This is a genomic window from Pseudomonas sp. MEJ108, assembly GCF_030208985.1.
GTDB lineage: Bacteria > Pseudomonadota > Gammaproteobacteria > Pseudomonadales > Pseudomonadaceae > Aquipseudomonas > Aquipseudomonas fragariae.
Genome location: NZ_JARVSW010000004.1, coordinates 259433 through 285181, shown reverse-complemented (window position 1 = coordinate 285181; position 25749 = coordinate 259433). Strand labels below are relative to the sequence as shown.

Below are 25749 nucleotides of genomic sequence, written 5' to 3'. Positions count from 1 at the left end.
AACTACGGGGCCCCGCTGCGGATAACAGTGTAACGTATGCGTACAGGCTACCCTTGGCGAGAAACGTTGAACATGTTCGAAAACTGAAAAATCTACACGAGCTTCAATGCAGGGTCCGTGCCCAGATCTATCACTTGGTCTAGACCATTAGACTCAATGGTCAAGAGGCTTATGCGCGGTAGCGCTACGTGTTTGAACGTTACCGCGTGCATTGTCGGTAGAAGATTACGACGCCTTGTTGAGGTAGTACTGCTCGCCAGAGATGGCCCGGTAACCAGGTACTCTTTTTGCCGGGCAGGGTTCGGTGCGCGGATACAATCATTAATCCCTCGACTATCATCACCCCCGATGGCCGCATGCAGAGGGGGCTCAGGGTCCTGCGCAAGAAATATGTGGCCACGGGAATCGAGCGTAATATCAGGCTACCTTTGTCGATGGCTGCCGCTGATCGGCAGGTCTGACCTTTGGCAATTCCATCGCCTCCCTATGGAGATTTTTCATGTATCCAGACGTACAGCTTTATATCGATGGCCAATGGCGCGCGAGCCGCGATGGCCGGTCCATCCCGGTCATAGATCCTGCTACCGGCCAGTCGCTGGGCAGCGTTGCGCACGCCGGCATCGCCGATCTTGACGAAGCACTGGCGGCCGCCGAGCGGGGCTTTGCCACCTGGCGTAATACGTCGGCCTACGACCGTTACAAAATCATGCAAAAGGCTGCAAACCTGGTTCGCGAGCGTGCGGACAGCATTGCCCGAATCATGACGCAGGAGCAGGGCAAGCCTCTGGCCGAAGCGCGCATGGAAACCTTGTCGGCGGCGGACATCATCGACTGGCTGGCCGAAGAGGGGCGTCGCAGTTATGGCCGTCTCGTGCCATCGCGTAACGTGTCCATCGAGCAGAAGGTCATCAAGGAACCGGTCGGTCCGGTTGCTGCGTTCACGCCGTGGAATTTCCCGATCAACCAGGTGGTGCGCAAGTTGTCCTCGGCGCTGGCTGCAGGCTGCTCGATCATCGTCAAGGCTCCGGAAGAGACGCCGGCGTCGCCTGCCGAGCTGATCCGCGCATTCGCCGATGCGGGCGTTCCAGCGGGCGTTATCGGGCTGGTGTACGGGGACCCTGCAGAAATCTCCGGTTACCTGATCCCGCATCCGGTCATTCGCAAGGTCACGTTCACCGGCTCCACGCCGGTCGGCAAGCAGCTGGCCGCATTGGCTGGCAAGCACATGAAACGGGCGACCATGGAGCTGGGCGGCCATGCACCGGCGTTGGTGTTCGATGATGCGGATATCGATCTCGCCGCTCGCGTGCTGGCCACCGCCAAGTTCCGTAACGCCGGGCAGGTCTGTGTATCGCCGACGCGAATTCTGGTGCAGCGCAAGGTGCTGGATGCGTTCACCGAGAAATTCGTCGGGCTGACCCGTGAAATCAAGGTTGGCAACGGTCTGGAGGCGGGCACTACCATGGGCCCGGTGGCCAATGATCGACGTATTCCTGCGCTGGTCGATCTGATCGATGACGCGGTGAGTGGTGGGGCGACGCTGTCTGCGGGTGGCAAGGCTGGCGAAGGACCGGGCTATTTCTTCGAGCCGACGGTGTTGAGTGGCCTCAAGCCGCACATGCGCATCATGAATGAGGAGCCTTTCGGCCCGGTCGCGCTGCTGGTGCCGTTCGACATACTAGAGGAGGCGATCGCCGAGTCCAACCGCGTGCCGTTCGGGCTGGCATCCTATGCCTTCACCACGTCGATGAAGACTGCCCAGGCGCTGAGCACCTATATCGAAGCGGGCATGTTGTCGATCAACCATCAGGGCATCGGCTTGCCGGAAGTGCCGTTTGGCGGGATCAAGGATTCCGGTTACGGTTCCGAAGGTGGCACCGAAGCCATTGAGGCTTACCTGAATACCAAGCTGGTCACTCAATACAACTGAGCGTTGTTCGGGTAAATAAAAACGGTCGCGATGTGCAAGCATCGCGACCGTTTTTCGTTGCCTGTGTGACTCAGTCTCTGGCTTGAATACCGGTCTGTCTCATGACCAGATTCTTTTCCTTCTTGTACTGCAGGGCCACTTCGGGGGCCGGGCCGCTCTGGCCGGTTTCCATCCATTTGCGTATGCGGCTGGCGTCGGCGAAGTGCGTGTACTTGCCGAACGCATCGAGAATCACCACTGAAACCGGGCGGTTGGCCATGCTGGTCAGCAGCACCAGGCAGTGACCGGCCTGATTGGTAAAGCCGGTCTTGGTCAGCTTGATGTCCCAGTTGTCCTTGCGCACCAGATGATCAGTGTTGCTGAAACCGAGGGTGTAGGTCGGTTTGCGGAACGTCACGGTCTTCTGCTCGGTGGTGCTCAGCTCACTGAGCAGCGGGTATTTGCGTGCTGCCATCACCAGCTTGGTGAGGTCGCGTGCGGTCGACACGTTGTACACCGACAGGCCGGTGGGTTCGACGTAGGCCGTGTGTTTCATGCCCAGCGCCCTGGCCTTGGCGTTCATCGCCAGAATGAACGCCGGATAGCCGCCCGGATAGCTGTGCGCCAGGCTGGCCGCCGCGCGGTTTTCCGAGGACATCAGGGTGATCAGCAACATGTCCCGGCGGTTCATTTCACTGCCGAGTTTGACCCGTGAGAAAACGCCTTTCATTTCCGGTGTCTGGGAAATGTTCACCGGAATGACTTCGTCCATCGGCTGCTTGGCATCCAGCACGACCATCGCGGTCATCAGCTTGGTGACCGAGGCAATCGGCACGATCACATCCGGGTTGCTGGAATACAGCACCTTGTCGGTCTGCAGGTCGATGACCATTGCGCTGCCCGAGGCAAGGTGCAGGTTGGAAGGATCACGGCTCAGGACGGCAGGTTCGTTTGCCAGCGTAGGGGTAGAAAGCATGGGGCCGGTAAGTACAAATAATAGGCCCAAAAGAGACAGACGGATTTTCAAGAGCAAGGCTCACTCGATAAAAGGTGGTAAATGGAAGGGATCGCGTCAAAACGCTGCATTTTATGAGCAGACTTTGCCGTATGTCGATGGGCTGGGGTGGGCGTTTGCGCAATAAATGACGCAATCGGTCGTTCATTAAGTTGCCGTTAAGTCGCTTTCTGCTCTGCAACCTGCCAAAAACCGCCTCTCAATTGAATATTCGTGGTGCGCAAGGCCCGCACCGATTAGCATTCCATGCCATTCAGGTCACCGATTCAGGAGTCATGCAATGCTCAAGGGGTTTGTCAGCAAGGATTACGCAGTTCTGGTGATCATCGCGTCATTGATTGTCATTCTGCTGCTGGGGGTCGGCTTTACCTCACGTCCAAGTGACTGGGCGGGCTGGATGCAGGCGATCGGTCTGATTGTCGGGCTGATGGCCGCCGTCGCAGTACCGGGCATCCAGCGCAAGCAGGAAGCGGAACTGGCGCACAAGCAGCTACGTGACCGGGAAGTGGGCTACGCGCGGCGCATGCAGTACCTGTGCGGCGAGCTGAGCGAACTGCAGGGCCGTATCAGCCTCAACCTGACCCATCTGCGCGCAAGTGACCGGCATAGCCTGAAATACACTTTGCAGGATTACCTGCATCGCCTGTTCGAGTCGCATAAACATGACCTGAATGATGACCGCGTGGTGCTGGCTTACGAATTGCGTCAGGTCGCCAATGACCTGATCGATGAACTCGACAGTGGCCGTACCGATCGCGTGGTGTTCATGGCGCTGGAAAAACGCCTGCAGAAACTGGCCCATCGCTGTCAGGTCAACGCGGCCATGGCCGAGCGCGGCTGAGCCTCGTTACCGGCTTTTTCCGTGGCAAAAAAAGCCCGCCTTCAAAGAGGCGGGCAAGGGATGTGCGGAGCAACGCACGAGGTTTGCAGAAGAAGTCAGCTGTTGAGGGGCTGGCACTGCATTTGCCGCGACAGGGCCTCTGCAACAGGCAATGACGCAAACGGGCCGCTGACGGGTTCGCCATCCTGAATCAGGTACCAGCAGGCCAACAGGCCGCGCTCTCTGAGCGGGGCTGGAACTGCGCTACCGACGACGGACATGATGTGTACCTTGGTCATACGTGCCTCCTCAATCCATGGCGCTACTGTAGAGGGCGAGCGGGCAAGTCAGAAATCGACGCTCTCAATAGTGGTCATTGATAACAACGAGGGTTGGGCGCATTGCATTGGCAGCCGATAGTGTGAGCACACCAATGAAAAACCCGCCTGAAAAGGCGGGTTTTTTGTTCTGTTACCAGCGGCCGCGTGGCGGGCCGTAGTAATAGCCGGGGCCTGGTGGTGGCCCATAATAATGGTGATAGTAGCCAGGCGGTGGGGGCGGAGGATAGCGCTCGACGACCTGATAGACCGGGGCCGGCTGGTAATAGACCGGTGGCGGCGCGTAGTAGACCGGCCGCTGCTGCACATAAACCGGCTCGCGCTCGACGTACACCGTTCTGTCGCGACCTGAAGATACCGCCGCCCCGACAACGGCAGCGCCAACGATAGCACCTACCACGGCAGGGCCACCCCAGCCACGGTCAGCATTCGCCTGGCCAGCAAGGGCCAGGGCACCTACAAACAAGGCGATCTTGGGGATTTGACGAATCATGACTGTTCCTCGCTCTCAACCCGTTGTCGCGCGCCTGCATCACTCTCAAGCACTGCCACGGGATAACACTATGACACCGAAATTGTAAGAATCTGCGAAAGTGCTGAGTAAATTTTATGTAAGGTGTGCCGCGTATGTCCTCGCGCTCACTGGTGCGTAGCATACGCTTCTATCGAAGATTCAAGCCATTACCGTCTGGAGGAAACACCCGATGTCCGTCACTGCTAACAGGGAGACATTATTGTGCATGTCCATGGCCGCCCGTCCCGGCAACTTTGGTGTGCGTTTCCATAATCATCTTTACCAGCAGTTAGGCTTGAACTTCTATTACAAGACCTTCGCCCCCAATGACCTTGCCGCCGCCGTGGCCGGCATACGCGCGCTGGGGATTCGTGGCAGCGCAGTTTCGATGCCCTTCAAGGAGGCCTGCATCGAACTGGTCGACGAACTGGACGCCTCGGCTGCCGCTATCCAGTCGATCAATACCATCGTCAACACCGACGGGCATCTGAAGGCGTTCAACACCGATTACATCGCCGTCGCTCAACTGATGGAGAGCCATGCGGTGCCGCGCAGCGCGTTTGCCCTGCGTGGAAGCGGGGGGATGGCCAAGGCGGTTGCGTTCGCGCTGCGCGATGCCGGTTTCACCGAGGGTCTGATCGTGGCCCGCAACGAGCAGGCCGGCCGGCGTCTTGCAGAGGCGTGCGGCTTTCGCTGGCAAGCGGAGCTGGGTAGTGCGCGCCTCCCCTTGCTGGTCAACGTCACTCCGTTAGGCATGCAGGGCGCGCAAGCTGACGAACTGTCGTTTGACCTGCAAGCCATCGACGCTGCTGAAACGGTTTTCGATGTGGTGGCTACCCCCGCCGACACGCCGCTGATCCAGGCTGCACGTCGCTTGGGCAAGCGTGTGGTGAGTGGTGATGAAGTGGCGGCGATCCAGGCACTGGAGCAGTTTGTGCTCTATACCGGCGTGCGCCCGACCGACGAGCAGTATCAGCAGGCTGCAGCCTTCGCCAGAGCCGGCTAGCCGTCGGGTCGGGCAGGGCGCGTTACGCCTCGGCGTGCTCCAGTCTGGCCAGGCGTTCTTCAAGGGCCGCGACCCGTGCCTCCAGCTCATCGATACGCGAGTTGGCCGCCGGGCTTGCCGAATGTCGCTCCGGTGCCTGTTGGCGAGCGGCAAGCAGTTCCTGCAGCGATTCCGGGTCACCGAGCAGATGCATGTAACGGTCTTCGCGCTGGCCCGACTGGCGCGGCACGAGCATCGCCAGGCCTCTGGCGATCAGGCGTTCCAGCTGGTGGACGACCTGCTCGCTGTCCTCGAAATCGTGCATGCGGTTACTGCGGGTCAGCAGCTCGTTGACGGTCTGCGGCCCGCGCAGCAGCAACAGGCCAGTGAGTATCACCTGCGCCGGGACCAGCTCCAGCCCCTTGTCGACCCTGTGCTCCCAGCGATCGGCGCGACTGCCCATGACCAGCCGCGTCAGACCGCGGCCTTCCAGGGCACGCAGGCTCTGGCCGACTTGACCCTGGGTGAGGTTCATGACCGGGTCACGACTGGTCTTCTGGTTGCAGGCCGTCACCAGTGCATTGAGGGTCAGCGGGTAGGTTTCCGGGTTGGTCGCCTGTTTTTCGATCAGGCAGCCCAGAATGCGCACTTCAGTGCCGTTGAGTTGTAACGCCTCGGTATTCGGGGAGGATTCGGTGGAGGACGATTCGATGGACATGACGCTTCCCTGAGTGATGGCGGTGGATCAGCGTAGGGCGTGGCGGACATTATTGCCAGCGTCTGCTGCACGGATCTGCAGGGGCGCTGAAAAGTGTCACGGCGTTTGGCGTCGTGTGGGTCTATAATTGCGCCTTTCTCAATCAGGATATGTCATGTCTATTTCCCTGTACGCCGCTTCCATTCCTGTCTTTCAGCAAATGCTCAACGCGCTGAGCGACGTTCTGACCAAAGCCGAAGCTTACGCGACCGAGAAGAAAATCCAGCCACCAGCCCTGCTGCAGGCGCGTCTGTTCCCGGACATGCTGCCGTTTACCCGTCAGGTGCAGATCGCCGTCGATTTTGCCAAGGGTGCGTCGGCGCGCCTGGCAGGCGTCGAGATCCCGCAGTACGATGACACCGAAACCACCTTTGCCGAGTTGCAGGCACTGCTTGCCAGGACACTCGCGTTCATCGGCAGCATCACTCCTGATCAGGTCGACGGCAAGGAAGGCATCGAAATCGTCCTGCGCCCCGGCACTGAAAAGGAAAAACGCCTGAACGGTCAGGCCTATCTGCTCAGTTACGCCTTGCCGCAGTTCTTCTTTCACGTCACGACTGCCTACGATCTGCTGCGCCATAACGGCGTTGAAATCGGCAAGCGCGATTTCATGGGCAAGTTCTAAACAGTGCGGGGCTGAGACCTGGTTGATGGTCTCGGCCCCCGGCGTTATACACAAAGCCAACTGACTATCGTGCCAATGCTCCGCGTTGGCATGCATTGGGTGACGCTGCGCGTCACACATCTGCAGTCTTGCGCGGTATCAAGCGCAAAGGCGTCGCAGACACTGCTTCACAAAATGCATGCCAGTGCGAAGCATTGGCGTGACAGTCATCTTCAAGCTACTTTAATCCGCCTCCCGCAGGCCGCGCTGTTGCAGCGGGCTCTGTTGTTGTTCTGGAGTATTCATGTTGTTGCCCATCCTTCTGCTGTCAGCCGCCGGGTTTACCGTGCTGACCACAGAATTCGTCATCGTCGGTCTTTTGCCAGCGGTTGCCCGCGACCTGAATGTCACGGTCTCCCAGGCAGGTCTGCTGGTGACGCTGTTTGCGTTTACCGTCGCCGCCTTTGGTCCTTTTCTGACCGCCTATTTTTCGCGCTTCGAGCGCAAGCGCCTGTTTGTCAGCATCCTGGTGCTGTTCGGCTTTGCAAATGTCCTGGCGGCGCTGGCGCCCAATATCGCCGTGATGGGGATCGCCCGGCTGATTCCTGCGTTGGGGTTACCGGTGTTCTGGGCGCTGGCCAGCGAGACCGCCGTGGACATTGTCGGTCCGCAGTTCGCAGGCCGGGCAATTGCCAGGATCGGTTTCGGCATCGTTTGCGCCACGGTATTCGGCATTCCCATCGGCACCCTGATCTCCGATGCCTTCGGCTGGCGCACGGCCTTTCTGGTTCTGGCCGCTCTGGCGTTCGCCAAGGCACTGTTGCTGACGGTCTATCTGCCGAAGACGGCTGCCAGGCAGAACCCGGTATCGATCCTTAAGCAGTTCGGCATCTTGCGCAGCCGGATGATGCAGGGGCACGTGCTGCTCTCGGTGCTGGTGTTCAGCGGCATGTTCACGGCCTATACCTATCTGGCGGACATGCTCGAGCGTCTTGCCGGTTTCGACGGCGCTCTGGTGGGCTGGTGCCTGATGGGCTTTGGCGCTGTCGGCTTGCTGGGCAACTCGCTGGGCGGGCGCATGGTCGACCGCCATCCGTTGATTGCCAGCCTGGTGTTCTGCGCATTCATGGTCATCGGCATGGTCGCGGTGGTGCCGAGCATCCATTCGGTGGTGGCCTTGCCACTCGCGCTGGCCGTTTGGGGCATTACTCAGGCGGCCCTGTTCCTGGTCAGCCATGTACGGTTGATCAAGGCCGCGCCGCAAGCGCCTGCGTTCGCGGCGTCACTGAACATCGCTGGTGCCAACCTCGGCATTGGCATCGGCGCGGTGATCGGCGGCAGGGTCATTGATCACCTGGGGCTGGGCCACGTCGGTTTTGCCGCTGCGGGCATCATCGTGCTGGCGATTGTGCTGGCGCTGCTGTTGATCAAGCGTGATCCGGGTCCGCTCCCGGCTTAGCCAGCATCGGTAAACAGCTGATTCCGAGCACTTTCGGCAATGGCGACGACGCCGGGGTGCTTGACCTTGCGCTCCACGGTGATGGCGTAGAACGATTCGGTCACCGCATCAGTATGGCCAATCACTTGTACGCCATACTGGTTCTGCACTTCGTCGGCGATCACGCTGGGCGCCACGAACACGCCGCTGCCGGATTTGCCAAACGCCTTCATCAGTGCGCTGTCATCGAATTCGCCGATGATGCGTGGCTGAATGCCCTGTTCGGCAAACCAGCGCATCAGTCTGCCTCGAACCACGGTCTCCTGACCCGGAATCAGCAGCGGTGCTCCATGCATGCACTGCGGAAAATTTGTCCCGATACGCTCCGCCATTTCACGCGTGGCGAAAAAACTGACCCCGCATTCTCCCAGCTTCTGGCTGTAGCCCTTGATGTCCAGGTGCGGCGGCATGGGGCTGTCGGAAATCACCAGGTCCAGACGCTGGATGGCCAGGTCTGCCAGCAGTCGTTCCAGCTTGTCCTCGCGACAGGTGATGCGAATGGACTCATCCAGCGTCATGGTCGGGGCAATCAGGCGGTAGACAATGGACTTGGGCACGACGTCGGCCACCCCAATGCGCAACAGCAATTGCTGTTCATCCGGCTGTGAGCGCAACAGGTTTTCCAGGTCATTGCCCAACTGAAACATCTGTTCGGCATAGGGCAGGGCGAGGCGGCCTGCTTCGGTCATTTCCAGCTGCCGACCGACGCGCTGGAACAGATCGACCCCAAGCGACGCCTCGAGCAGGCTGATCTGCCCGCTGACAGTCTGCGCGGTCAGATTCAGCTGTTCGCAGGCGCGCACGATGCTGCCGGTCTTGGCCACGACCCAGAAGTAGTGGAGTTGGCGGTAATTGAGCATAATTTCAGCCGATTCGGTAAAACCGAAGTATACGACTTATAAAATCGAATTTTCCTTATGTTTCAAGATGTCTAGAATCCGCTCCAACGCCGGGCTGAACATGCCGCCCGGCTTCACAACCGAGGAGCCCATGAACAAAGCCCTTTACGCTGTATTACTGAGCGGTTCGCTGCTGGTAGTGGCAGGGTGCGATCAGCTAGAGTCTTCCACCAAGCATGTGGTGAACGCCGCAGCTGACAGTGCAAAACAGGTGGTCGATGACACCCATAAAGCTGCGACCCAGGCATTGGACGACGCCAGGCAGGAACTTTCGTTGCAGGAATCACCACCAAACTCGGCTGAAACCGAAAACACGTCTGATAAAGAAATCTGACTTATAACTATTGGCGCAGGCAGGGCAGTGATCTATGGAATACCTATTGGAACTCGCGACAAGTCCGGCAGCCTGGATCGCGCTGGCGACACTGGTGGTGATGGAAGTCGTACTGGGCATCGATAACCTGATTTTCATCTCGATTCTCACCAACAAGCTGCCTGAACATCAGCGCGAGAAGGCTCGCAAGCTGGGTATCGGCATGGCGCTGGTGATGCGCCTGGGTCTGCTCAGTACCGTTGCGTACATCGTGCAGCTGACAGAACCGGTTTTCGAGGTATTCGGCCAGGCGTTCTCATGGAAGGACATGATCCTGATTGCCGGTGGTCTGTTCCTGGTGTGGAAGGCAACAACGGAAATTCACCACAGCATGGACGTCAAGACCGAGGAAGAGAAAGCCCTGGGTTCGGTGGTGATGTTGAGCATGAGCGCGGCGATCGTACAGATCCTGATGCTGGACCTGGTGTTCTCCATCGACAGTATCATCACTGCCGTGGGCATGACCGAACACCTGCCGATCATGGTCATCGCGGTCATCTCTGCTGTCGTGGTGATGCTTGTTGCAGCCAACCCGCTGGCGAAATTCATCAACGACAACCCGACGGTGGTCATGCTGGCGCTGGGCTTCCTGATCATGATCGGTATGACACTGATCGCCGAAGGTTTCGGCGCCCATGTGCCCAAGGGTTACATCTACGCGGCGATGGCCTTCTCGGCAGCCGTTGAAGCCTTGAACATGCTGGTACGCAGGGCAAGACGCAAGAAAGCCGGTACCCAGGAGTCCACACACTGATAACTGGCGAAGCGGTAAAAAAGGTCGGCCCTGGCAACAGGGTCGACCTTTTGCATTCAAGGTGCGGGCAAATACGCTGAGGAGGGCAGATCAGCTAAGCGCTGCTCATACTCTGTAAATCAGTTTGCGGCGACAGCGGGGGCCTTGATGTGTTTTGCAAGTACAGCCGGTTGTACCGCACGCGGCTCGACGCTGCGCGGCTGATGATGGCGACGGGATATACGCATCACCCCCCACAGCATCGCGCTGGCGACGGCAAGCCACGAAGCGATCAGCATCACTATTGTCAATTCCAGGCTCATAAGTGCCTCCACATTCCTGCTTTTTGTTGCGGTCTTGATAATTGACAGTCTAGTACGGGGCATGTTTCGGTTAATTGACCAGTGGCATCGGGCTATGAATTATTTTCGCCACTCTGTTGGCCGAGGTGCCACGCGTGGCTATCCCCGGAACCCGGTCGGCTCTATCATCGGTGCTCAGGTCGGGTCGCGGGTTGCCCGACAACAGTTGAAGTGAGTGGACATGCTGTCGGTTTCTTTCTTTACCGGTACTTCCGGTGCACTGCGTTCATGGCTGATTGGGGCCATGCTGATTGGCCTTGCCGGTTGTTCATCGATGGTTACGCCGGAGATGAAGCGCCTTCCTGACCGGGTCGAGCTAACTTCGGTGCCGTTCTTCCGGGGTAATGCCTATCAAAGCGGGCCGATGGTGCTGGCAAGCATGCTGGCCAACCAGCAGGTGCAGACGACGCCTGGTTTGCTCGACAAGCCGCTGCAATTGCCGGGTGCCGAGGACCGGCTCGAGCAGAACATGCAGAAGGTCGCGCGTGAATACGGTTTCATGGTGTACCCGCTTGATGGCCAGTTGCAGGACCTGCTGACTCAGGTCTCGGCGGGCTATCCGGTGATGCTGCGTTTTGCCCAGGGCTCTGTACTGTGGAAAGGGCCACGTTATGCGGTGCTGATCGGTTACAACCGCATCAAGGAGACCGTGCTGCTCAACGCAGGCATGGACCGTCGCTATTCAATGAGTTTCAGCAGCTTTGCGTCGGCCTGGAAAGACGCGGGCAGTTGGGCGGTGCTGATCCAGTCGCCCCGGCAGTTGCCAGCCAACGTCGATGCGCAGCGCTGGTTGCAGGCGGCCGAAGCATTATCGACATCAGGACAGGACCAAGCGGCGGGCGAGGCGAAAAGAACGCTGGCACGCGGCGTTAAATGAACTCAACGCGGCAGGAACAAAAACGGCACCGAGAAGGTGCCGTTTTACGTTCAGCGAGCTTAGAAACCGAGTCGGTCACGCAGGCTGTAATACCACGCGCCCAGCGCAGTCAGCGGGGTGCGTAGCATCTGCCCGCCGGGGAACGGGTAATGAGGCAGGTCGGCGAATGCATCGAAGCGTTCGGCCTGCCCGCGCAGGGCTTCGGCCAGCACTTTGCCGGCCAGGTGCGTGTACGTCACGCCATGCCCGCTGCAACCCTGCGAGTAATAGATGTTGTCGCCCAGCCTGCCAACCTGCGGCAGGCGAGACAGGGTCAGCAGGAAATTGCCGGTCCACGCGTAGTCGATCTTCACGTCCTTGAGTTGTGGGAATGCCTTGAGCATCTTCGGGCGAATAATGGCTTCGATGTTGGCCGGATCTCGTGCGCCATACACCACGCCGCCACCGAATATCAGGCGTTTGTCGGCGCTGAGACGGTAGTAATCGAGCAGATAATTACAGTCCTCGACGCAGTAGTCCTGCGGCAGGAGTGTCTTGGCCAGTTCATCGCTCAACGGCTCGGTGGTGATCACCTGAGTGCCGCACGGCATCGACTTGGCCGCCAGCTCCGGGACCAGATTGCCCAGGTAGGCATTGCCGGCCACGATAATGAACTTGGCCCGGACCCTGCCTTGTGCCGTATGCACCACAGGGTTTGCCCCGCGCTCGATACGAATGGCCGCTGATTGCTCGTAGATGGTGCCACCCAGCGTCTCGACAGCGGCGGCTTCACCCAGCGCCAGGTTGAGTGGATGAATATGCCCACCGGTCATGTCCAGCAACCCGCCGATGTACTGATCACAGGCCACAACTTCATTGATCCGGCGCTTGTCCATCAACTCGAGTCCGGTATGCCCATAGCGCTCCCAGAGCCGCTGCTGGGCCTCGAGATGCGCCAGTTGCTTGCTGGTCAGCGCTGCGAATACACCACCATCTTTCAGGTCGCACTGAATGCCGTAACGGGAAACCCGATCCCGAATGATCGATGCGCCTTCGAAGGCCATCTGCCCGAGCAATTGCGCCTGGCGTGGCCCCACGGTTCGCTCGATGACATCGATGTCGCGGCTGTAGCTGTTGACGATCTGCCCGCCATTACGCCCCGATGCGCCAAACCCGACCTTCGCCGCTTCCAGCATAGTGACCCGAAATCCGTTTTCCAGCAGAAACAGAGCGCTGGACAAGCCTGTGTAACCGGCTCCGATGACACACACGTCAGTTTCGACTTCGCCCTGCAGCACGGGACGTTCCGGGGCAGCATTGGCTGAAGCCGCGTAATAGGACTGCGGGTAGGGCGTGTTTGCCATCCTGAGACTCCGTTTAATATTCTTGACGATGGCGGCAATCGTACCCGAGATGTAAAAGCTCTGCCAGCAGCAGGCAAAAAGAGCCGTTGCCTGTTGATTGGCAAAAAACGCTGTATTTCATAGGGTTAGCAAAAAAACAGATTGACAGGTATTCGCATATCCGTAGAATGCCGACCCACAGCAGGCACGTAGCTCAGTTGGTTAGAGCACCACCTTGACATGGTGGGGGTCGTTGGTTCGAGTCCAATCGCGCCTACCAGACAAAATCCGCTCTGCTGGGCGGTATCAAAAGGGTCAGCCGAGAGGCTGGCCCTTTTCGTTTCAGTGTCTTTTGCAGGTCTGATTTTTCAGGAGCTGAGGCACATGGGCTTCTAAAGGCTTAAATCATGGGCTTATAGGGCCATCTAAGGGTTTCAAGACCAGGGTCAGCGTACTATCTTCCTTAATACTGTAATATGCCAGCGAGCGTTTATCTTCTTCCAGTCCCTTACCTGCAAATATAAGCCGTTGTCTTGGTATAGAATTGCTCGTCTTGTCCTTTATCTTTTCGTGTATCTTGGCTTTAACATCACTGATCAAGTCGCTGCTTTCTACGTCTAGGTCAAATTTGTCGCCTAGTAATAGCTCTATGTGAATTATCATCTGGTTTGCCTGAATGGTTTTATGAGTATAAGGGGCTCGAACATAAATGTCTGCGTTGGACGTTCGAGGTGTTTGTACGTCATTCAGGTTAGAACTGCCTGGCGATGGGTGATACTAGTAAAGTTGCTAGGTAGGGTTTGGTAAGATCTTCAAGCGCAAAGTCGAGTGCGCAAGGGGGGAGCGTGGGTTCGAGTCCAATCGCGCCTACCAGACAAAATCCGCTCTGCAGGGCGGTAAAAAGGGTAATCCGAAAGAATTGCCCTTTTTGTTAGTCTTTGAAGGGGGTATCATGAATTAATGCTCTCTTCACAACTTCCTTGCACTAGTCTAGTTAGCCTTATCTTTGAGATTTATTCGAATCCGACTACGGATGCTTTTTGAAACGCCAATATAGCACCACCACTCATTACTGTTGACCAACTGAGTTTTTGTCTTTGCGTGCCAATAGCGAACTCCATACTTGGTGCTCCAGGCGATTTCGATTTCGGTACCATTAATAATGTTGACTGGCTCGATGTTCGTTGAAGGGTCGGCACCGGGCAAAATTAAATGTTGGATTCTGTCGGTATCCGTACTTCCCGCTCTGTATGCGCCCACGGAGCCACCATCTTCCCCTACCATGTTTTTTGTATTGGCCAAGTAATAACCAGGTTTAAACGTTCCGGTTGTGGGCGTTATTTCATAATGCTTTTTGTCAGCGTAATACAAAAACTGAAAAGTGACTGGTGTTTTTGCAGCTGAGTTGGCGCATAGCCATCCCTGTGTCTCAGCCACGAACTCTTCAGCGTAGACATTGCCCGTACCATTTCCGACACCTTCGCCCGTCGATTTCAAATAGACATAAGAAAAATCCAAGGGTGTGTATTTTGTTTCATAAGCTGAATCATCACAAAGATCTAAAGTAGCATAAAAATAGCTCGATAAATTGCTCATGGAATAATCCTCACGTCTGGTTGTTTCGATGTAGGTGAAAGCCAACTGTAGCTGCAGTTGATATCTTCAGCCACTGTCAGGTCTGATAGTTGACGTGTGAGGCAAAGTGAAAGTAGTCGCCGCAACGGTCGCGCTGTCGAACCTGTAAATGGCAGAGAAGTTCCTGGGTATAGGCGGGTTGCGTACTTAATATGAGCGGCGAAGCATGAAAAGTAAAACTGTCATTAAGGAGCTGCTGATTTATTCCATTTTTCACCCTGGCAAGCCCCTGGATGATTTGATTTATAAAAGGGTAATAACGGACTTTTTGAATAAGTCAGCATTTCCCTGCAGCATTGGAACATGCTTGAGCGAACGAGTATGGGAGCGGGATATCGCTTGATCTGCGCTCTGAAAGGCACCACCTTGACATGGTGGGGGTCGTTGGTTCGAGTCCAATCGCGCCTACCACATAAAATCCGCTCTGCTGGGCGGTAAGAAAAGGGTCAGCCGAAAGGTTGGCCCTTTTTTTTTGTGCTGTCAGTTGCCAATGATCGAGTAGACGCGCGTGTTGCGCAATCCTCCCTGAATACTCATACGATCATGTCTAAGCGTGCCTTCGTACTCAAATCCGACCCGCTCGGCGAGTCTCTGGCTCGCCAGGTTTCTTTCATCCATTGTCAGAAACACGCGATTAGCCATCAAGTTGTCCAGCGCATAGCTGACCAATGCTGCAACGCCCTCACTTATCAGGCCGGCGCCAAGGTATTGAGTTCTGCCCCAATAGCCTACTTCAAAGCTTCGCAACTGCCAGTTGGCATTATGCAAGCCGCTGCTTCCTACTAATGCGCCGTTGTTTTTCAGAAAGAGAAGAGCCCTGAGATCCTCATTCAGGAGGAACCGGGCGTAGGCATGGCGGCAGATCAGTTCGGACTGATCGATACCAGGAGTCGGCGTTGCCCAGGCTAACCATTTCTGCAAATGCTCGGCTGATTCGGCAACGGCCTGATTGAATACGATGCCGTCACCTGGCTTTGCAACGCGAATCAACAGGCGCTCTGTCTGGATTTCAGCAGGCAGTAGATTGGATTCTGTCATCGACAATGCTCATGTGTCAGTACTTTGAGCCCTCTTTTGTATCGGCCTTGCACAGTTTCCAGTCAGGCGTCGGGGGTGGGCCCGGGATGTTTTGAATGATAATGACGATCCCGTCACTTCCTACCCTCGCATAGCGATTCGTGATAACAGCCCCGTCTGCGGAGGCTGATTTGCTTTCACTGTTGCTCTGAACCGAGCCTGAGCTGTTATCAGCCACCAGTGCAGACACTTCTTCGTCCATGATTTTTCTCCTGAGTAACGCATAATTCGACGCCTATGACGCTAGCAAGGCTATTGCAGCCGGATGATGAGTGATACTGGTAAATGTGCCAGGTGAGGTTTCGAAAGGTGCGTGAACCCACGAAGGCTGTTCGATCAGTGCTCTGGATGGACGGGCGGAATTTCTGATGTTGCGTGATCACTGGCAGGAGCCTTAAAAATTTCACGTATTCAGCGAGTTACTGCAAAAAAGCGTTTGACAGGCAATCGAATATCCGTAGAATGCCGACCCACAGCAGGCACGTAGCTCAGTTGGTTAGAGCACCACCTTGACATGGTGGGGGTCGTTGGTTCGAGTCCAATCGCGCCTACCAAACAAAATCCGCTCTGCTGGGCGGTAAAAAAAGGGTCAGCCGAGAGGTTGACCCTTTTTTGTTGTGCTTGCCTTAGCTGTAGCCAGTGCCAGCTCTCGTGCCAACGCGAGCATTGGCACGAGAGGGCAAGTTGCCTCAGGGAATCAGGCGGTCACGGCGCAGCTTTTCAAACACGTCGAAGAACGCGTCGTCACTGGCCTGAAATGCCGTGAAGCCCAGTTTGCGGCTTTTCGACATGTCGGTGACCACCTCGATCGGGCGGCCAAGGTCGGCATCGCTGTGCCATGGCGAAATCAGGCGGTTGATGTCACTTTCCTTGAGCTGATGCTCGCGGACAATGTCATCCCAGATTGCTTGATCGTTGGCCATCTGCGTTTCCAGCGGGGCAGGCTCGCTCGGGAAATCGGCTGGTTGCAAGCCGAAGTATTCGGCGATCTGTCCCCACATCCAGCTCCAGCGGAACACATCGCCGTTGGTGATGTTGAACGCCTGATTGGCCGCTGCAGGTGTGGTCGCAGCCCACAGTTGCTGGCGGGCCAGCTGACGCGCATCGGTCATGTCGGTCAGGCTGTCCCACTGCACGCGTGAACCCGGGAACACGAAAGGCCGGCCGGTGGCTTTACAGATCGAGGCGTAAACGGCCAGGGTCGTCGCCATGTTCATTGCGTTGCCGACGGCGACACCGGTCACGGTGTGCGGGCGATGGACGCTCCAGGTAAAGCCATCCTTTTCGGCGGCAGCGAAGACTTCGTCTTCCTGGGCGTAGTAGAAGTTCTCGATATCCAGGCGCGCCTGCGATTCCCTGAACGGCGTTTGCGGCAGGGTGCCTTTGCCATATGCTTCGAACGGGCCGAGGTAATGCTTGAGGCCGGTCACCAGCGCAACATGCTTGACACTGCCAGCGGGCCGCACAGCGTCCAGCACGTTGCGCACCATCGCAGCATTGACGCGGATGTTTTCTGCTTCAGTGGCCTGACGCGACCATGTGGTGATGAAAACGTGGGTGGGCTTCACATCAGCCAGAGCCGCACGCACGGAATCCGGGTCCTGCAGGTCTGCAGCTACCGGGATTACACCGGGCCGCGCTGACGGGCTACGGGAGAGGGCGGCAACCTGCCAATCGTTTTCCAGTAACAACTGCGTGATTGCGCTGCCGACAATGCCACTTGCGCCAACAACCAGGGCGGTCTGAGTCATAGGGGTCTCCTGAGACGGGGAAGAAAGTAATGAACCGTCTGCTGTCTCAGAACAGAATCAGGCCATACCGTTCAACCTTATTGTCCCGATTACCCTGTGACGTGGCTCCGGGAACCGGCGACATCTTCGGACTCGTTGGCATATGACTTGACGATGGTCTTGGTCGCACTGCTGGCTTTCAGGTCACCAAGTTTCTGCGGCGCAAGCCATTTGCAGGCGGCGATTTCGTTCTGCGGCGATGGCTCGCTGGAGGCTGGGACTTGGGCGGTGAAAACGTAATGGGCCACCTGATCCTTCTCGTACACATCGAGGTACAGAAGATCAAGGTCGGCAAGCCCGGTTTCTTCGCACAGTTCACGCACTGCGGCCTGGAAGGGCGTTTCACCCGCTTCTATCTTGCCGCCGGGCAACGCCCAGCGGGATTTCGGTTTGCGCACGTAGAGGACCTGGCCGTCACGTTTGCAGATGACTGTCGCTCGTTGTTTCATAATCCATTCACCTGTTGAACGTCCGTTGGCATGAGTATCTGCAAGAAGTGCGTGAACTTGAGACTCAAAGACAGTCAGTAGTAGTCACCAAAATGTAATAAATAGTTCATTCTGGAGGGCGGGCCGCTCAGGCCGTAAAGGGCGACGGCCAGAGCGGGTCGCGCAGCAGGCGGGTTACCGATGCCTGCAATCAGAGTCCTGCAACCAGAGTATGGACATCAGTGGGCGATTGATGGCGATCGGTTCACCGGGGGCGACGTACGGCATGTCAAAGCGCAGCCGTCCATGGCTGCCAGGTGCGCATCAGGCAGCGTTCGAGTCGGCAGCCGCTTCCTGCTTGAGGCTGTCCATGTCGATGACGAAGCGATACTTGACGTCGCCCTTGAGCATCCGCTCGTAAGCCTCGTTGATGTCCTGCATGGCGATCACTTCAATGTCGGAAACGATGCCGTGCTCGGCGCAGAAGTCCAGCATTTCCTGGGTTTCCTGAATGCCTCCGATCAACGAGCCGGCCAGGCTGCGACGCTTGAAGATCAGGTTGAACACTGCGGGTGACGGATGCGGCTCTGCCGGCGCGCCAACCAGTGTCATGGTGCCGTCGCGCTTGAGAAGAGACAGGAAGGCGTCCAGGTCATGCGGCGCTGCGACCGTGTTGAGGATAAAGTCCAGGCTGTTGGCCTGCGCGGCCATCTGTCCCGCGTCCCTGGATACGACCACTTCGTCGGCGCCCAGACGCAAGCCATCTTCGCGCTTGTCGGGGGAGGTCGTGAACAGCACCACATGGGCGCCCATGGCGTGGGCGATCTTGACGCCCATGTGGCCGAGGCCGCCAAGCCCGACAATGCCGACTTTCTTGCCGGGGCCGACCTTCCAGTGGCGCAAGGGGGAATAGGTGGTGATACCTGCGCACAACAGCGGCGCGACGGCGGGCAGGTTGGCATCATGTGAGATGCGCAAGACGAACTTTTCCTTGACCACGATCTTGTCGGAGTAGCCGCCGAATGTGTTCTCGCCGCCAAATACCGGTCCATTGTAGGTGCCGGTGAAGCCGCTCTCGCAGTATTGCTCGTCGCCCTCGGCGCACGATGCACATTGCTGGCAACTGTCGACCATGCAACCGACGCCAGCCAGGTCGCCGACCTTGAATTGCTTGACGTCGGAGCCTACCGCCGTGACCCGGCCGACGATTTCGTGACCCGGAACAGAAGGATAGAGTGTGTTGTGCCACTCATTGCGCGCAGTATGCAGATCGGAGTGGCACACGCCGCAGTAAAGGATGTCGATCTGAACATCGTCAGCGCCGGGCGAGCGACGTTCGAATTGATGGGGCTTGAGTGTGTCCTGAGCCGATTGCGCTGCGTAGCTGTATGTCTTGACCATTACTGTCACCTGTTCAATGGGGATAAGTGTAACGCCGTACGACAGCATAGCCGAGCCTCGCTCATTGACCTTGCTGTCTGGCAATGCACCTGAATCTGACCCATGGGGCAGCCAGGTAGTGCCCCGCATCACACAGGCTTGATCGGGAAGCTGAAGGATCTGCCAAAAAGGTATGAACTTTGCAACAATGCCCTGTCACGCTTGTAATCTTTGGTCATGGTTTTAAGGATGACCGCCGTCGGCTCATGCATCTGGATGCTTCCATGACAGTCTCACTTCTGGCCACGGGCCTTTGCCCAAGCGTAGCTTGCACCTCAATTGCTCCCGGCAGCGCGTTGCCAGCCACCCGCGACCGATTCTCCTGTCACGCCTCCATCGAAGCACTGATCAGCGCCGCAAGGCAGCAGACAGGAGCCATTGCCTGGGCTGCATACGCCGCTGGTGAACTGAAATGCCTGCTCGGGCAGGGCGACGAAAGCGTTGTCTGGCCGACACATATCGCTGCTGAAGATTTCGAGGCGTATTGCACTCAGTTGCAGCTGCATTGCCGGGTCGCGGGGCAGGGCGAGGGCGTGCTGGGTTGGGTGTTGGCTCCGATGGCTGAAAAAGACCACCCCTTGCTGTTGGATCTGGCTGTCAGGCTGGGCTCGCTGTTGCAGACCGCGGCGTTGATCCGCGCGCAGAACACCCAGCGCGTTCTGTACGAAATCAGCTTGCTGGCCAGTACTACGCTGGACCGCGGCGCTTTTCTGCAAGGCATTCATGAGCAACTCGGGACCCTGATCGATGCCGAGAACTTCTACGTTGCGCTGTATGACCGGCAAAGCGGCAAGATCACCTACCCTTATTACATTGACCGCTTCGATGACGAAGCGATGGCACATGAGACGTTCGAATTTATTGACGCTGACCGGATGTCGCTCACCGGGTATGTCTTGAGCAGCGGGCAGCCGTTGTTTCTCGATGCCGCCTGCATCGAACAGGCCAAAGCCGAAAACCGGTTTTACTGCGTTGGACGTCTACCTGAGTTCTGGATGGGCGCGCCTTTGAAAAATGCATCGGACGACGTCTTTGGCATGGTCGCGATGCAGGTTTATGACGTGTCTCGTGTCTACAGTGCCCAGGATCGTGCGTTGTTCGCCGTGGTGTCGCGCCATGTGGCCATGGCACTGGACCGCCAGCTACATCGGACGGACCTCGAGCAGGTAGTGGCCCTGCGCACGCAGCAGCTTTCTGCAGCCAACGACGCGTTGCGTCAGGAAGTCAGGGATCGTGAGCGCGCCGAGCATCTGCAGAATGCCCTGTTCCAGATTGCCGAGCTTTCCAGTCAGCCCGGTGACATGAACGAGCTTTTCCGCAGCCTGCACATGATCGTCGGCGAGCTGCTGGTGGCGCTCAATTTCTACATCGCGCTTTACGACAGTGCGACGGGCGAAGTGACCTTTCCGTACTACATTGACGAGTTCAAGCCCGCGCCGCCGCGCTCACGACGCGGGCAGCGGGGGTTTACCGAATATGTGATAGGCCAGCGGCGACCGTGCCTGATCGATTACGAGGAAGCTCGCAGGCTGGAAGGCCTTGGCGAGATCGAGGTACAGCGACAATCCGGTCGTTGCTCTTCATGGCTGGGCATTCCGCTGTTCGACGGCGGGCAGGTTCGCGGCGTGCTGGTGGTGCAGAGTTATTCCAAGGATGTGAGCTATACCTTGCGCGATCAGGAGCTGCTGACCTTCGTTTCTCGCCACATCGATACGGCACTGTCCCGGCGCAGCGCGGCAGAAGCGATCCATACCGCCAATGTTCTGCTTGAAGCCAGGGTTCGAGACAGGACCCGTGAGCTGGACCGGGCCAACGCCAGGCTGCAGCACGAAAACTCCCATGACTCACTGACCGGGCTGCCCAATCGCAGCCATTTGCAACATCGCCTGAGGCAGGCCTGGCAGGACTTCTGCCGCAACGGCCAGCAAGTGATTGTCATGTTCATCGATCTGGATCGCTTCAAGATGATCAATGACAGCCTTGGTCATCACTGTGGCGACATCCTTCTGGTGCAGGCCGCCGAACGCCTGCGCAGTTGCATGCGCGAAAGGGACCTGCTGGCGCGGCTGGGCGGTGACGAGTTCGCCGTGTTGAGCATCGACACGCCGTTGCAGACCGGCACGGAGATCGCTCAGCGAATACTGACCGCATTCGAGCAGCCGTTCGTGATCGATGATCACACCGTTTTCTCTTCCTGCAGTATTGGTGTGGTGGGGGCTGACAGCCGCTTCCATCAGGAGCCGGCTGACCTGCTGCGCGATGCCGATACCGCCATGTACCGGGTCAAGAACGGTGGGCGGGACAGCTTCGCGGTGTTCAATCAGGCGTTGCGCCGCGAGGTGTCGGATCAGGTCGAGCAGGAGGGTGCGTTGCGCACGGCGCTGAAACGTACGGATCAGTTGATTCCCTATTTTCAGCCGGTGATCTGCGTCAATAGCGGAAAGTTGCTGGCGTTCGAGGCGTTGATCCGCTGGTGCATGCCGGATGGACGCATCGTCGGGCCAGAGAGCTTTCTGCCTGCGCTCGAGGGGCTGCGCCTGATTGGCCGTCTGGACCTGTACATGCTCAGGCGTGTGGTTTCCATTCTGGCGCAACCCGAGAACAGTCATTGGCCGCCCGTGCACGTGAACTGTTCGAGCTACAGCATCACCCGTCCGGCGTTCGCCGCAGAAGTACTGGCACTGCTTGCCGAGCAGAATGTTGCGCCTGAACGTCTGTGTCTGGAACTCACCGAAGGCGCACTGGTGGCCGATCCCGAGCAGGCACGTCTGTCGATGAAGCTCCTGGCCGAGCACGGCATGTCGGTCATGCTCGACGATTTCGGCGCGGGCTTCTCTTCGCTCAGCTACGTGCACCAGTACCATTTCAGCGGTTTGAAAATCGACAAGTCGTTTATCTTTGGCTTGACCTCCAGTGTGCGCAGCCGCGCCATTGTGCGTGCCATTGTGCGCATGGCCGAATCCCTCGATCTGACCGTGGTTGCCGAAGGGGTCGAGGATCGAGAAACGCTTGAGTTGCTGCGCGAGATCGGCGCCACGCAGGCGCAGGGCTACTACTTCTCCGAGCCGCTGCCGATTGAGCTGTTGGATATCAACACCGGTCTTGCAGCAGGCTGACGCTCGGCCAGTGCTTGCCGCAGACGGCAGGTTGTATCCGTTCTTTGACGCGCTCGATAGACCTGATTTTTAGTTAAGCTTTAAAAATCAACGGATTATGACTTTATGCGGAAGTTGGCACTGGACTTGCTGGTAAACCTGGGCAACAGGTTCATCAGGAGGTGAGAGATGATTATTGGCACGAGTGCGCTTGAGCAGCTTGTTTCCCGGGCTGTTGTCGGGCGCAAGACCGTGGATGAGGTGTCCCAGGACGCCTTCAGCTCGGTCGCTGCCGCTGGCCTGACATCAGGTTCGGCACCGGTTACCACGCCGGTCAGCAATTCAACATCGCAAGACAGCAAGCAGGACAACAGCGGTTACAACGAATCCTTTGCACGGATGATGATCAACCTGAAGTCCGCCGGTGATACGTCACTGTCGGAAAAGACGGCTGACCGTGACAACGGTGTCATCGGTTCAGTGGCTGGCACCACCAGCACCACTGACACGGCATCGACGGATTCGGTACAACAGAAATTCATGGACTCTCTGAAGCAGACAGCCGAAGAGAAAGTGCGCGAAAAGCTGACGGGCATCACCCAGAAAGACTATGACGCCATGGCGCCACAGGACCAGCTGGCGATTGACCAGAAGGTTCAGGACGCGCTCAAGGACAAGCAGAACGATGTTGCGGATGACATCAACACCCGCATCAGAGGGATCAAGGCCGGTATGGTGGCTTGATGGCTCGAAAAAAGCCGCTCAGACCATGATGACCGTCGTGCCGATGCTCTGCATTGGCACGATATTCATTGGATTTCAGCCCTGTCACCCCAATTGATGCCTGTACGGCAAATCCGGCCCGACCTTCGTGCAGGTCAGCGCGGCCGCGCCGACGGCGAAACTCAGCATCTCATCCAGCAATTCCCGTGACAGTGTTGCCAGGCCCTCTGGCGTGTCCAGTTGGCGTTCGCTGAGGAAGGTCAGCAGCGCCGCCTGAAACGTATCCCCGGCCCCGACGGTATCGGCGGTCACCACTGTTTTTGCCGGCGCCGACCAGGTGCCGTGCTGGCGGGTGAAGACGCTGGCGCCTTGCGTGCCGCGGGTAACGATGACCAGTTGCGTACGCTTGCCGAGCCAGCCTTCGGCGATCTTTTGTGGATCGCTGTCCGGGTACAGCAGGTGCAGGTCTTCGTCGCTGACCTTGATCAGGTGCGCATGCTCGGCGAACGCTGCGACCTGGCTGCGCCAGCGCTGAATGTCCGGTGCCGGGTTGAGGCGCACGTTGGGGTCCAGCGAGATCAGCCGTGTGCTGCTTTCACGGGCGACCAGCGCCAGCAGCGTGTCGGCGATCGGCTGCACCACCAGGGAAAACGAGCCGACGTGAATGCCGCGTACCTGCCCGTCGAGTTCCGGCAGGTGTTCCAGGCGCAACTGACGGTCTGCGCAGCCTTCGCCTCGAAAGCTGTAAGTTGGCGATCCATCGCTGCCCACGGCGACCATGGCCAGTGTGGTGGGCGCGTCGAAGTCGATCAGGTGATCGGTATTGACCGTTTCCTTTTCCAGCACGGCGCGCAGACGGCGGCCCAGGTAATCGGTGGACAGCCCGGCAAGGAAGCTCGCTTCTACACCCAGACGGCGCAGGCCGATGGCAACGTTGAACGGAGAGCCGCCGGCTATCGCATCGAACCCCAATCTGTTCAGGGAACCGCTGTCATCCGCGCGGGTAAAAATATCGAACAGTGCTTCGCCACAAACCAGAAACATAAGTGCTCCATGAAAAAACGCTTCAAACCTTGCGCAATTGCGCCTGATAACCCTGATAGACCTGCTGGTAGGCGGCCACATTATGCACCACAGGATGCGTCTCACTGCTCTGATCGAGACTCACGCAGCGTTCACACAGTTGCTGCAGGTCCTGAGCTTTGCCGTTGGCGCGCGACCAGCACCAGGCCGCTTGAATGGCGGCGCCCAGCGCGGCGGCTTCCGAGTGGTCGGTGCAGATCACCGGAGTGTTCATGATGTCGGCCACGATCTGCCGCCACACGGCACTTTTGGAGCCACCGCCGATCAGACGGATCTTTTCGCTTTTGATACCGCTGTCGCGCAACAGGTCGAGTCCGTAGCGAAGGCCGAAGGTAGTGCCTTCGACCACCGCACGGGACAGGTTGGCCTGAGTCAGATTGGTGCTGTCCAGCCCGACGATGCTGCCGGTAGCGTCGGGCAGGGCGGGCACGCGTTCGCCGTTCAGAAAGGGCAGCATCAGTACGCCTTCGGCACCGATCGGCGCCTGGGCGACCACCTGGTTGAAACCGGCGATGTCGAGGGCGAACAACTCGCGAATGGCAGTCGTTGCGTTGGTCAGGTTCATCGTGCAGATCAGCGGCAACCAGCCGCCTGAGGATGAGCAGAACGTCGCGACCGACTCATGCTCACTGACCTGCGCCTCATCGGCGTAGGCATACACGGTGCCCGAAGAGCCCAGGCTCATGGTGATCAGCCCCGGCTGGATATTGCCTGTGCCGATCGCGCCCATCATGTTGTCGCCGCCGCCACTGGAGACCAGCGCGTCAGGATTCAGGCCCAGCAGCCGGGCGACCTCAGCACGCAGTGCGCCCACCGGTTCATGGGCGTGCAACAGCTGTGGAAGTGCCTTGCCCAGGCGACCGCTCGGGTCGATGTGCGCGAGCAACGGCAGGTCCCACTCGCGAGTGCGCAAGTTGAAGTAACCGGTGCCCGATGCGTCGCCAAACTCGGTGCAGCAGCGGCCGGTCAGCCAATAGTTGAGGTAGTCGTGGGGCAGCAGCACCTTGTCGATCCGCTCGAACAGATCCGGGTATTGCTCCTTGGTCCACAACAGTTTCGACACGGTATAGCCTGGGGCAATGACCAGGCCAAGGCGTTGCAGCGAACCCTGCGCGCCGCCCAGAAAGTCCAGCAGGCGCTGGTTTTCCGGTGCCGACTCGGTATCGCACCACAGTTTGGCCGGGCGCAGTACCTGGCCTTGAGCATCGAGCAGCACCAGGCCATGTTGCTGGCCTGAGACCCCGATGCCCTGAATCTGCTGACCGGAAACGCCCGACGCTGCCAGTGCCTCGCGGGTCGCCTGTTGCAGCGCGTCCAGCCATTGCTGCACGTCCTGTTCACGGCGTCCGTTATGGTCGCTGATCAGGCTGTGCGGCGCCGAGCCTTCGCCCAGCACGGTGCCGCTTTCGGTATCGAGCACCAGCACCTTGGTGCCCTGGGTCCCGCAATCGATTCCAAGAAACATGGGAATT

General features: G+C 58.1%; 26 protein-coding genes and 2 tRNA genes. 12 read left to right on the top strand and 16 right to left on the bottom strand.

Features of this window, described 5'->3' with window-relative positions; all coding sequences use genetic code 11:
* The first annotated feature begins 499 nt into the window (after positions 1 to 499).
* Complete coding sequence (locus tag QRN50_RS02335; RefSeq protein ID WP_060400170.1) at positions 500 to 1930, top strand: NAD-dependent succinate-semialdehyde dehydrogenase; 1431 nt, start codon at positions 500 to 502, stop codon at positions 1928 to 1930.
* 70 nt (positions 1931 to 2000) lie between these two features.
* On the opposite strand, the gene pbpG is transcribed toward QRN50_RS02335, so the two are convergent.
* Positions 2001 to 2936, bottom strand: a complete 936-nt coding sequence (gene pbpG / locus QRN50_RS02330; RefSeq protein ID WP_060400169.1) for a D-alanyl-D-alanine endopeptidase — start codon at positions 2934 to 2936, stop codon at positions 2001 to 2003.
* A 268-nt stretch (positions 2937 to 3204) separates the two neighbouring features.
* Between pbpG and QRN50_RS02325 the strand changes: the two genes are divergently transcribed.
* A complete protein-coding gene (locus QRN50_RS02325; RefSeq protein WP_003405490.1) occupies positions 3205 to 3765 on the top strand; it encodes a hypothetical protein in 561 nt (186 codons plus the stop codon).
* Positions 3766 to 3860: 95 nt separating this feature from the next.
* Here QRN50_RS02325 and QRN50_RS02320 read toward each other — a convergent pair whose 3' ends face one another.
* Positions 3861 to 4043: a hypothetical protein gene (locus tag QRN50_RS02320; RefSeq protein ID WP_003405489.1), complete on the bottom strand. Its 183-nt coding sequence runs from the start codon at positions 4041 to 4043 to the stop codon at positions 3861 to 3863.
* A gap of 172 nt (positions 4044 to 4215) precedes the next feature.
* A complete protein-coding gene (locus QRN50_RS02315) occupies positions 4216 to 4575 on the bottom strand; it encodes a hypothetical protein (RefSeq protein WP_003318019.1) in 360 nt (119 codons plus the stop codon).
* 211 nt (positions 4576 to 4786) lie between these two features.
* Between QRN50_RS02315 and QRN50_RS02310 the strand changes: the two genes are divergently transcribed.
* Entirely contained in the window at positions 4787 to 5602 is an 816-nt protein-coding gene (locus QRN50_RS02310; protein ID WP_024651464.1) for a shikimate 5-dehydrogenase, read from the top strand.
* 22 nt (positions 5603 to 5624) lie between these two features.
* Here the strand turns inward: QRN50_RS02310 and QRN50_RS02305 are convergent, their stop codons facing one another.
* Positions 5625 to 6299 (bottom strand): YceH family protein, encoded by a 675-nt coding sequence (locus tag QRN50_RS02305; RefSeq protein WP_024642539.1) that lies wholly within the window; start codon positions 6297 to 6299, stop codon positions 5625 to 5627.
* A gap of 154 nt (positions 6300 to 6453) precedes the next feature.
* Between QRN50_RS02305 and QRN50_RS02300 the strand changes: the two genes are divergently transcribed.
* Both QRN50_RS02300 and QRN50_RS02295 read left to right on the top strand, forming a co-directional pair.
* Positions 6454 to 6963, top strand: coding sequence for a DUF1993 domain-containing protein (locus QRN50_RS02300; protein WP_003405482.1), 510 nt, complete (start codon positions 6454 to 6456; stop codon positions 6961 to 6963).
* A gap of 283 nt (positions 6964 to 7246) precedes the next feature.
* Positions 7247 to 8401 carry an MFS transporter gene (locus QRN50_RS02295; protein ID WP_024660153.1) on the top strand — a complete coding sequence of 385 codons (1155 nt, stop codon included), beginning with the start codon at positions 7247 to 7249 and terminating at the stop codon, positions 8399 to 8401.
* Here QRN50_RS02295 and nhaR read toward each other — a convergent pair.
* On the bottom strand, positions 8398 to 9300 hold the full coding sequence (nhaR, locus tag QRN50_RS02290; protein ID WP_003405479.1) for a transcriptional activator NhaR: 903 nt from the start codon (positions 9298 to 9300) through the stop codon (positions 8398 to 8400). The two genes, QRN50_RS02295 and nhaR, sit on opposite strands and share 4 nt — an antisense overlap.
* Positions 9301 to 9430: 130 nt before the next feature.
* On the opposite strand from nhaR, the gene QRN50_RS02285 reads away from it, so the two are divergent.
* Both QRN50_RS02285 and QRN50_RS02280 read left to right on the top strand, forming a co-directional pair.
* A complete protein-coding gene (locus QRN50_RS02285; protein ID WP_003405475.1) occupies positions 9431 to 9673 on the top strand; it encodes a hypothetical protein in 243 nt (80 codons plus the stop codon).
* A 34-nt stretch (positions 9674 to 9707) separates the two neighbouring features.
* Positions 9708 to 10466, top strand: coding sequence for a TerC family protein (locus tag QRN50_RS02280; RefSeq protein ID WP_024651462.1), 759 nt, complete (start codon positions 9708 to 9710; stop codon positions 10464 to 10466).
* Between the two features lie 119 nt (positions 10467 to 10585).
* Here QRN50_RS02280 and QRN50_RS02275 read toward each other — a convergent pair whose 3' ends face one another.
* On the bottom strand, positions 10586 to 10768 hold the full coding sequence (locus tag QRN50_RS02275) for a hypothetical protein (protein WP_024651461.1): 183 nt from the start codon (positions 10766 to 10768) through the stop codon (positions 10586 to 10588).
* A 220-nt stretch (positions 10769 to 10988) separates the two neighbouring features.
* On the opposite strand from QRN50_RS02275, the gene QRN50_RS02270 reads away from it, so the two are divergent.
* Positions 10989 to 11684, top strand: coding sequence for a hypothetical protein (locus QRN50_RS02270; protein ID WP_024651460.1), 696 nt, complete (start codon positions 10989 to 10991; stop codon positions 11682 to 11684).
* Between the two features lie 59 nt (positions 11685 to 11743).
* Here QRN50_RS02270 and QRN50_RS02265 read toward each other — a convergent pair whose 3' ends face one another.
* Entirely contained in the window at positions 11744 to 13027 is a 1284-nt protein-coding gene (locus QRN50_RS02265) for an NAD(P)/FAD-dependent oxidoreductase (protein ID WP_024651459.1), read from the bottom strand.
* Between the two features lie 182 nt (positions 13028 to 13209).
* Here QRN50_RS02265 and QRN50_RS02260 point away from each other — a divergent pair.
* Positions 13210 to 13286 (top strand) — tRNA-Val (locus QRN50_RS02260).
* Positions 13287 to 13411: 125 nt separating this feature from the next.
* Here QRN50_RS02260 and QRN50_RS02255 read toward each other — a convergent pair.
* The 4 genes from QRN50_RS02255 to QRN50_RS02240 form a co-directional block, all read right to left on the bottom strand.
* Complete coding sequence (locus QRN50_RS02255; RefSeq protein ID WP_003398137.1) at positions 13412 to 13669, bottom strand: ubiquitin-like protein; 258 nt, start codon at positions 13667 to 13669, stop codon at positions 13412 to 13414.
* A gap of 327 nt (positions 13670 to 13996) precedes the next feature.
* Complete coding sequence (locus tag QRN50_RS02250) at positions 13997 to 14602, bottom strand: hypothetical protein (protein ID WP_003397697.1); 606 nt, start codon at positions 14600 to 14602, stop codon at positions 13997 to 13999.
* A 519-nt stretch (positions 14603 to 15121) separates the two neighbouring features.
* On the bottom strand, positions 15122 to 15679 hold the full coding sequence (locus tag QRN50_RS02245) for a GNAT family N-acetyltransferase (protein WP_060400168.1): 558 nt from the start codon (positions 15677 to 15679) through the stop codon (positions 15122 to 15124).
* A gap of 16 nt (positions 15680 to 15695) precedes the next feature.
* Positions 15696 to 15920, bottom strand: a complete 225-nt coding sequence (locus QRN50_RS02240; RefSeq protein WP_058398516.1) for a hypothetical protein — start codon at positions 15918 to 15920, stop codon at positions 15696 to 15698.
* Positions 15921 to 16195: 275 nt separating this feature from the next.
* On the opposite strand from QRN50_RS02240, the gene QRN50_RS02235 reads away from it, so the two are divergent.
* Positions 16196 to 16272: transfer RNA gene (locus tag QRN50_RS02235), tRNA-Val, on the top strand.
* A gap of 135 nt (positions 16273 to 16407) precedes the next feature.
* Here the strand turns inward: QRN50_RS02235 and QRN50_RS02230 are convergent.
* The 3 genes from QRN50_RS02230 to QRN50_RS02220 all read right to left on the bottom strand — a co-directional run bounded on the left by QRN50_RS02230 (position 16408) and on the right by QRN50_RS02220 (position 19337).
* On the bottom strand, positions 16408 to 17469 hold the full coding sequence (locus QRN50_RS02230) for an SDR family oxidoreductase (RefSeq protein ID WP_011267673.1): 1062 nt from the start codon (positions 17467 to 17469) through the stop codon (positions 16408 to 16410).
* Positions 17470 to 17558: 89 nt separating this feature from the next.
* On the bottom strand, positions 17559 to 17957 hold the full coding sequence (locus tag QRN50_RS02225; RefSeq protein WP_003402836.1) for an NUDIX hydrolase: 399 nt from the start codon (positions 17955 to 17957) through the stop codon (positions 17559 to 17561).
* 303 nt (positions 17958 to 18260) lie between these two features.
* Positions 18261 to 19337: an NAD(P)-dependent alcohol dehydrogenase gene (locus tag QRN50_RS02220; protein WP_060400167.1), complete on the bottom strand. Its 1077-nt coding sequence runs from the start codon at positions 19335 to 19337 to the stop codon at positions 18261 to 18263.
* 245 nt (positions 19338 to 19582) lie between these two features.
* On the opposite strand from QRN50_RS02220, the gene QRN50_RS02215 reads away from it, so the two are divergent.
* The gene (locus QRN50_RS02215) at positions 19583 to 22492 is read left to right on the top strand and encodes a bifunctional diguanylate cyclase/phosphodiesterase (protein ID WP_060400166.1); all 2910 of its coding nucleotides are present in this window, start codon (positions 19583 to 19585) and stop codon (positions 22490 to 22492) included.
* Between the two features lie 168 nt (positions 22493 to 22660).
* Positions 22661 to 23215: a hypothetical protein gene (locus QRN50_RS02210; protein WP_058398578.1), complete on the top strand. Its 555-nt coding sequence runs from the start codon at positions 22661 to 22663 to the stop codon at positions 23213 to 23215.
* Between the two features lie 84 nt (positions 23216 to 23299).
* On the opposite strand, the gene QRN50_RS02205 is transcribed toward QRN50_RS02210, so the two are convergent.
* Together QRN50_RS02205 and xylB are read right to left on the bottom strand one after the other, a co-directional pair.
* A complete protein-coding gene (locus QRN50_RS02205; RefSeq protein WP_032653596.1) occupies positions 23300 to 24238 on the bottom strand; it encodes a carbohydrate kinase family protein in 939 nt (312 codons plus the stop codon).
* 22 nt (positions 24239 to 24260) lie between these two features.
* Positions 24261 to 25742 carry a xylulokinase gene (xylB, locus tag QRN50_RS02200; protein WP_060400165.1) on the bottom strand — a complete coding sequence of 494 codons (1482 nt, stop codon included), beginning with the start codon at positions 25740 to 25742 and terminating at the stop codon, positions 24261 to 24263.
* Between the last annotated feature and the right edge of the window lie 7 nt (positions 25743 to 25749).